General features: G+C 56.9%; 2 protein-coding genes. Both read left to right on the plus strand.

Translation table 11 applies throughout. The features are described from left to right. The first annotated feature begins 83 nt into the window (after positions 1-83). Positions 84-902 (plus strand): MIP/aquaporin family protein, encoded by an 819-nt coding sequence (locus IKE44_RS09670; protein WP_033015552.1) that lies wholly within the window; start codon positions 84-86, stop codon positions 900-902. A gap of 49 nt (positions 903-951) precedes the next feature. Further along, the coding region (gene glpK / locus IKE44_RS09675; protein WP_287465744.1) for a glycerol kinase GlpK at positions 952-2,257 on the plus strand (1,306 nt) is incomplete at its 3' end.

The raw sequence follows: 2,257 nt of genomic DNA on the forward strand, positions 1-2,257 counted from the left end.
CAACGGTTCACCCTCCGGAGGGGCTGGACAAACAGGAAATGGAAGAAGAAATCACGAAATGAAGAAAAGGGGGAAGAGAACAAATGTCGCCATTTTTAGGGGAGCTCATCGGCACGGCACTGCTCATCATTTTCGGCGCGGGTGTATGCGCCGGGGTCAACTTGAAAAAATCATACGCGGCCAACTCCGGCTGGATTGTTATTACGATGGGGTGGGGGTTGGCGGTGGCCGTGGCCGCATACGCTGTCGGCCAGTATAGCGGCGCCCATCTCAATCCAGCGCTGACAGTCGCGTTGGCGCTCGCCGGTGATTTTCCGTGGAAAGACGTGCCGGGCTATATTACGGCGCAAGTGCTTGGAGCCGTCATGGGAGCGGTCATTGTCTACCTCCACTATTGGCCGCATTGGAAAGAAACGGACGACCCGGGCGTCAAGCTTGGCGTGTTTGCGACAGGTCCGGCCGTGCCGAATGCGGCTGCCAACTTGCTTAGCGAGATCATCGGCACGTTTGTGTTGGTGTTGGCCATCTTGGCCATTGGCGCCAACCAGTTCGCCGATGGGCTTAATCCGTTTGTCGTTGGTTTTTTGATCGTGGCGATCGGCCTGTCGCTCGGCGGCACTACGGGATACGCCATTAATCCGGCCCGCGACTTTGGGCCTCGGTTGGCCCACTTTTTGCTGCCCATCCCAGGGAAAGGATCATCAAACTGGTCGTACGCATGGGTGCCGATCGTCGGACCGCTGCTTGGCGGCGCGCTAGGCAGTTTGGTGTATAAAGCTGTTTTCTTGGGAAAACCGTCAGGCGCATTATGGGGAGTGCTGGCGGCAACGGCAGCCGTTTTGGCGGCGGCGAAGATGACAAACGGAAAGACAGTGAGCGCCACAAGCCGCCGTTCTCTGTAGCTGGCATATGGGGATTGCAAGCTCATCAAGGAGAAGTGGGAAGAAGGTTATGAATCAATACATGTTAGCCATCGACCAAGGCACAACGAGCTCGCGCGCGATTTTGTTCAATCAAAAGGGCGAAATCGTCCATATGGCGCAAAAAGAGTTTACGCAATATTTTCCGCAGCCCGGCTGGGTTGAGCACAACGCCAATGAAATTTGGGGATCGGTGCTTGCGGTCATTGCCAGCGTCTTGTCCGAAGCGCAAGTGAAGCCGGAACAAGTGGCAGGGATCGGGATTACGAACCAGCGGGAGACGACGGTGGTGTGGGAGAAAGACACCGGCAACCCGATTTACAACGCCATCGTCTGGCAGTCGCGGCAGACGGCCGGCATTTGCGATGAACTGAAAGCGAAAGGGTATGACCCGCTATTCCGCAAAAAAACCGGCTTGCTTATTGACGCCTATTTTTCCGGGACAAAAGTGAAATGGATTTTGGATCATGTCGACGGAGCGCGCGAACGGGCGGAGCGCGGCGAATTGCTTTTCGGCACGATCGATACGTGGCTCATTTGGAAGCTGTCTGGCGGCCGCGTCCATGTAACCGATTACTCGAACGCGTCGCGCACATTAATGTTTAACATTCATACGCTCGAGTGGGATGACGAGCTGCTTGATATCCTAGGCGTACCGAAGGCGATGCTTCCTGAGGTTCGGCCGTCGTCGGAAGTGTACGCGAAAACCGCCCCTTATCACTTCTTTGGCGTCGAGGTGCCGATCGCGGGAGCCGCAGGCGACCAGCAGGCGGCCTTGTTCGGGCAGGCGTGCTTTACGGAAGGGATGGCGAAAAATACGTACGGCACCGGCTGCTTTATGCTCATGAACACCGGGGAAAAGGCGGTCGCGTCAAAACACGGGCTGCTCACGACGATCGCTTGGGGAATAGACGGCAAGGTCGAATACGCCCTTGAAGGCAGCATCTTCGTCGCCGGTTCGGCCATTCAATGGCTGCGCGACGGCTTGCGGATGATCAAAACGGCGGCGGACAGCGAAGCGTATGCCGAAAAAGTCGAGTCGACCGACGGGGTGTATGTCGTACCGGCGTTCATCGGGCTTGGCACGCCGTATTGGGACAGCGAGGTGCGCGGGGCGGTGTTTGGCCTCACGCGCGGCACAACGAAAGAGCATTTCATCCGGGCCACCTTGGAATCGCTTGCTTACCAGACAAAAGATGTGCTCGCCGTCATGGAAGCCGATTCCGGCATCTCGCTGACCACGTTGCGCGTTGACGGCGGGGCGGTGAAAAACAATTTCCTTATGCAATTCCAGAGCGATTTGCTTGCCGTTCCGGTCGAACGTCCGGTTGTAAATG

Source organism: Geobacillus sp. (assembly GCF_017515625.1).
GTDB lineage: Bacteria > Bacillota > Bacilli > Bacillales > Anoxybacillaceae > Geobacillus > Geobacillus stearothermophilus.